The organism is Bradyrhizobium sp. STM 3809 (assembly GCF_000239795.1).
GTDB lineage: Bacteria > Pseudomonadota > Alphaproteobacteria > Rhizobiales > Xanthobacteraceae > Bradyrhizobium.
Genome location: NZ_CAFJ01000064.1, coordinates 1 through 5,652, shown reverse-complemented (window position 1 = coordinate 5,652; position 5,652 = coordinate 1). Strand labels below are relative to the sequence as shown.

The 5,652-nt window shown below is 65.9% G+C and carries 4 protein-coding genes; 1 reads left to right on the top strand and 3 read right to left on the bottom strand.

All coding sequences use genetic code 11. From position 1 onward, the window contains the following. On the top strand, nt 1-1,260 hold a 1,260-nt coding region (locus BRAS3809_RS03040), incomplete at its 5' end, for a TRAP transporter large permease (protein ID WP_035655150.1). Between the two features lie 308 nt (nt 1,261-1,568). Here the strand turns inward: BRAS3809_RS03040 and BRAS3809_RS03035 are convergent. From BRAS3809_RS03035 to BRAS3809_RS03025, 3 genes are all read right to left on the bottom strand, one after another. Then, on the bottom strand, nt 1,569-2,345 hold the full coding sequence (locus tag BRAS3809_RS03035; protein ID WP_008960630.1) for a substrate-binding periplasmic protein: 777 nt from the start codon (nt 2,343-2,345) through the stop codon (nt 1,569-1,571). A gap of 268 nt (nt 2,346-2,613) precedes the next feature. Next, complete coding sequence (locus BRAS3809_RS03030; RefSeq protein ID WP_170323246.1) at nt 2,614-2,958, bottom strand: c-type cytochrome; 345 nt, start codon at nt 2,956-2,958, stop codon at nt 2,614-2,616. A gap of 339 nt (nt 2,959-3,297) precedes the next feature. Continuing rightward, on the bottom strand, nt 3,298-5,019 hold the full coding sequence (locus tag BRAS3809_RS03025; RefSeq protein ID WP_008960627.1) for a pyrroloquinoline quinone-dependent dehydrogenase: 1,722 nt from the start codon (nt 5,017-5,019) through the stop codon (nt 3,298-3,300). Nucleotides 5,020-5,652: the final 633 nt, after the last annotated feature.

The following is a 5,652-nucleotide window of genomic DNA, read 5'->3' as shown; positions in this document are numbered from 1 at the left end:
GGCTTCCTGATCCTCGGCGTCCCCGTCGCGTTCGCAATCGGGCTCTCCGCCATCTGCACCATTCTCTATGAAGGCCTGCCGGTCGCGGTGATCTTCCAGCAGATGATGTCGGGGATGAACATCTTCTCGTTCCTGGCCATCCCGTTCTTCGTGTTCAGCGGCGAGCTGATGCTTCATGGCGGCGTCGCCGACAAGATCGTGCAGCTCGCCAAGAACCTCGTCGGCCACATCCGTGGCGGGCTCGGCATGTCCAACGTCGTCGCCTGTACGCTGTTCGGCGGCGTCTCCGGCTCGCCGGTCGCCGACGTCTCGGCGATGGGCGCGGTGATGATCCCGATGATGAAGAAGGAAGGGTTCGACACCGACTACGCCGTCAACGTCACCACCCACGCCTCGCTCGTCGGAGCCCTGATGCCGACCAGCCACAACATGATCATCTATGCGCTGGCCGCCGGCGGCAAGGTGTCGATCGGCGCGCTGATCGCCGCAGGCCTGCTTCCGGCGCTGGTGCTGATGGTCTGCATGCTCGTCGCCGCCTATGCGGTCGCCGTGAAGCGCGGCTATCCCGCGGGCAAGTTTCCCGGCTGGCCGGAAGTGGCGCGCTCGTTCGCGGCGGCGCTGCCGGGCCTTTTGATCGTCGGCATCATCCTGGCGGGCATCCTCTCCGGCGTCTTCACCGCCACCGAATCCGCCGCCGTCGCGGTCACCTACACGATCCTGCTGACGTTCTTCATCTACCGCACGATGACCCTGGCCAACTTCCTGCGCGCCGCGGCCAAGGCGGTGAAGACCACCGGCGTGGTGCTGCTGCTGATCGGCGTCTCGACGATGTTCCAGTACCTGATGGGACTCTACGAGGTGGCCGACTTCGCCGGCGACCTGATGAGCAAGGTCTCGACGCAGCCCTGGATGATCTTCCTCCTGATCAACGTCATCCTGTTCCTGCTCGGCACCTTCATGGACATGGCGGCGACGATCCTGATCTGCACCCCGATTTTCCTGCCGATCGCGATGAAGGCCGGCATGGATCCGGTGCAGTTCGGCATGCTGATGCTGATCAACTGCGCGCTCGGCCTCAACACCCCGCCGGTCGGCACGACGCAGTTCGTCGGCTGCGCCATCGGCGGCATCTCGGTCGGCGCGGTCATGCGCACCATCCTGCCGTTCTACGCCGCGCTGATCGCCGCGCTGATGTTCGTGACCTACGTCCCGGCGTTCTCGCTCTGGCTGCCGCGGCTGCTGATGGGGTACAAGGGATAAGCTACAGCGTTCGCTCTCTTTGGCCGCAAGCTTCGCGCCGGCCAACCGCACCTGAGATGCCCGGCTGATAGCCTCGTCCACGGCTGTCGTCCCGGACAAGCCCACCGACGCAACGCGTCGGTGGGCGCTGATCCGGGACCCATAACCACCGGCCGTCGTGAGGCGCGCGGTACCGGCCGCCTGCCCATTCCAGAGATCACGCGGTATGGGTCCCCGCGTTCGCGGGGACGACACCCGTGGATGAGGCGCCAGCCTCGCACAAAACAGAAGCGCCAGCCCTTCGTTGATAAGGCGCGCCGCACTCACACCTACTTCGGCTGCTGCAAGGTCACGCCATAGCGGGCGTAGATGCGCTGGACGGTGCCGTCGGCGCGCAGGCGGGCCAGCGCCGTCTCCATGGCCTCACGCAGCGCGTCGTCCGGGCGGACCATGCCGATGGAAACATTCCAGCCGAGGCTCGGCTCGGTGTCGTCGAGGGCGATGATGCGGAGCGGCTTGTCCGGATGGGTCTGGTTGTAATAGGCGGCGTTGGCCGGCGTCACCGCCGCGGCAGCGATCTCGTGATTGGCGAGCGCATCGAGGCTGTCGATCTCGAAGCCGAAGGTCGAGATCGGCACCTGGCGCTGGCTGATCAGCATCGCCGCGACCGACCCGACCTGCACCCCGACCTTGGTGGTCTGGTCGAGGCCCGTGATGGAGGTGAGCTTGCTCCCCTGCGGCACCGCCAGTGCGACGCCCGTGTGATAATACGGCTTGGTGGTCTTCAGCCGGGTTTCCTCCAGCGCCTCGGGATCGGCGATGACGTCCATGACGAGGTCGCAGCCGGCGGCGCGCATCTGGAACATCGTGATGATCCAGTCGAGACGCAGCGACACCCCGAGTTCGCGCGCCAGCGCCTGGCCCATCTCGACCTGGAAGCCGGGCGGGTCGCCGGCCTTGCTCGCGAAGGGCAGCGAATTGGGATGCGCGCACAGCCCGATCTGGCCGAGCGAGCGGATGGCGTCGAGCGAGCGCGCTTCGGCGAGGCCGTTGAGGTCAAGACAAAGGCCGAGCGTGGCGGCGATCAGCGCGAACAATCGTATCATGGCGTGGTCCCCAACAGGATGGACTTTCACTGCAGTTTGCGGCGCGGGGCCCGCTGCGTTCCAACCAACGTCATTCCGGGGCAAGGCCGCCAGGCCTTGAACCCGGAATCCTTGAACCCGGAATCCCGAACTTGTTTTGCGTCCCTGGATCTCGAGATTCCGGGTTCAATCGCCGAGGCGCCGGCGCTGCGCGCCCGCCCCTCGACGATGGCCCCGGAATGACATCGAGACTGCAATTGGTCGTTTCCCTCGTCACACGGCCGAAGAACTAATCCGGCTTCAAGGCGCGGATATAGGCGATGATCGCATCGATCTGCGCGTCGGTGAAGGTCTCGCCGAACGCCGGCATCGCGCCGGGCTTGCCGACCTTGATCCGGTTGCGGATGAAGTCGTCGCTGCGCGGCGAGTCCATCAGCTGCGGGCCCTTGCCGGCGACGCGGCCGGCGTCGGAGTGACACCAGCCGCAGGTCGAGGCAAACAATTGCTGGACGTCGAACGGCTCGGCCGGCGGCGCCGCTGACTGCGCCCAGGCCGGCGCGGCACAAGCCAGCGCGGCGGCGGTGATCCCCGCCCGCAGCGCCGGCGTCATGGTGACGCTCAGCACCCTTTCCATTCCGGCCCACGCCAAATTCGTCAACACGAGTCTGGTCGATTCAAACGTCATCGCGTCCCGTTTCATCAATCAGGTCCGGTTCAGTTGCACCCGTCCGTCCCGACCTCGTCATGGCCGGGCTTGTCCCGGCCATCCACGTCGGCCGGCACGCTGAGAACCACGTGGATGCCCGGGCCTTCGCCGCGCCGAAGCGGCTTCGGCCGCGCAGGCGGGACAAGCCCGAGCATGACGGAATAACTAACTGCCAGGATGGTTTTTGGCCACAGCCTGGTGTCCCATGTTGATAGGCCTGCCCAGAGCACGGGGACCGGCGACCCGGCCCCCGTGATCTGCAGCAGCCTATTTCAGGCTGTAGACGATGAGCGCGCCGTCATCCCTTGGCATGCTCTTGTAGACGCCGCCGAAGGTCGGCGCATAGTCGTCGGCCGCCATGCCGCCGAAGCCAGCGGTGATGGCGATGTATTGCTTGCCATTGACCGCATAGCTGATGATGCCGCCCTGGTGGCCGGTGCCGTCGGAGTGGTTCCACAGCTCGGTGCCGCTCTCGGCATCATAGGCGTGAACGGTGCCGCGCGAATCCGGCACGAACACGAGGTTGCCGCCGGTCGAGAGCACGCTGGCGAGCGGCGGCTCGGGGAAGCGGACCTCCCACTTCTTGGCGCCGGTGACGGGGTCGCGGGCGTCGAGATGGCCATAGATCTCGCCGCCCGGCGGCTTCGCGATCGCGAAGTTGGCGCCGATGTTCAGCTGCGCCTGCGGCGCCACCACCGGCGTCGTCTTGACGATGTCGAGCGTCATGCACCATTCCTGGCCGAGCTTGTAGTACAGGCCCGTCTTCGGATTGTAGGAGCCGGCGTTCCAGCTGACGCCGCCGGAGATATGCGGGCACAGCGGCTCGCTCACCTTGCCGGCGGTGAAGTCGCGGCGTCCGATCAGCTCGCCCGTCTTGGGATCGATATTCTTGACGAAGTTGCTGTTCTCGGTAATGCGCCAGACGTTCTGCACCTTGGCTTCGCGGTCATAGACGAAGATGTAGCCGCTCTTGTTCGGATGCACCGTCAGCTTCTTGCCGTCGCGATCGAGCATCAGGAATTCGCCGACCGCGCTGTCGAAGTCCCAGGCATCGTGCGGCAGCTCCTGGTGATGGAATTTGAGCTTGCCGCTGTCGACATCGAGGCCGATCACCGACGACGTATAGAGATTGTCGCCGGGTCGCGCGCCCTGCGTCTTCCAGTCGCCGCCCGACCAGTCGTAGAGCGGCGCCGGATTGGCGGTGCCCCACCAGATCGTCTTGGTCTCGCTGTCATAGCTGCCCGGCATCCAGCCGCCGCCACCGCCGGTGCGCCAGGAATCATTGCCCCAGGTCTTCTGCGCCTCGTCGGTGCCGGCGACCGTCAGAAACTCCCATTTCTTGGCGCCGGTCGCGGCATCGACGCCGAAGATCGGACCGCGGCCGGGCCACTCGCCGCCCTGCGCACCGATGATGACGCTGCCGTTGGCATAGAGCGGCGCGCCGGTGAAGCCGACCGTCAGCTTCTGCGAATCGATCAGCTTGGTGTCCCAGGCGACCTTGCCGGTCTTCATGTCGAGCGCGATCAGCCGCCCGTCCATGGTGCCGACATACACCTTGCCGTCGCCGATCGCGACGCCGCGGTTGTACGGCGAGTGGGTCTGGCGCGCGACCAGTGCCTCGTCCAGCTCCGGGAAGTACGACCAGATCACCTCGCCGGTGGCGCCGTTCAGCGCGAACACGCGGCTGTAGGAACCCGTGTAGTAGAGCACGCCGTCGGCCGCGAGCGGCATCGATTGCAGGCCGCGCGTCGACCGGCCAGGAATGTGGATCCAGGCCACGCCGAGATTGCCGACATTGCTGGCGTTGATCTGCGCCAGCGGACTGTAGTGATAGGACTTGTAGGAGCCGTGATAGGTCAGCCAATCGTTCTGGCCGCCGGCTTCGATGCGTGCCGTATCGACCGTTTGTGCCGCGGCCGCCGACGCGGCCAGTGTCGTGGTGATGGCAAGCGCGATGGGCGCAGCCAGACGTCTCCGTTGCTTCATCATGGCACTTCCTCCGCTACGTTCTTGATGTGTGGCCGCCGCGTTGTCGCGCGCCGCCTTCGCCGGATCGTCTGCCGCTACGCCGAGCTCGTATGATGCGCCGTGTGTCGACGGGACGAGAGGCAGCTCAACCTAACGTCGAATTGTACCGCTGTGAATGCATGGCAAGGGACGCCCTCCCGATCACGGCGTGCCTACGTCCCGCACCACATTGGCAATGCAGCAAACCGGATCGCGCCAGGACTAGCCATCAAGTGCCATCCTGCGCGGGGATGCGCCGGTGTGAGAACGACATTCGCTGGCGAATACGCGGCTTATTTGCGGCCGCATCGCGACGCGTGCACGCCAGAGTGCTACGTCAGTCGTGCTGCCCGATCGCACGTGCAAAAAACAAAATGAGACTCCGCGTCAAGGTGGCGTGACGGGACGGACGTCATCGCCCCCTGGCAGCGAGGCGAAAGACTCGCGCCGTCTCCCCTGCTGTCGTCCCGGACAAGCTCGCCGACGCAGCGCGGCGGCGAACGCAGATCCGTCACCCGTAGCCACCGGATGCAGTGAGGCGCGCGCAATGCGCCGCCTGCGCGCTTCAGGCATCACGCGACATGGGTCCCCGCGTTCGCGGGGACGACGATGCAG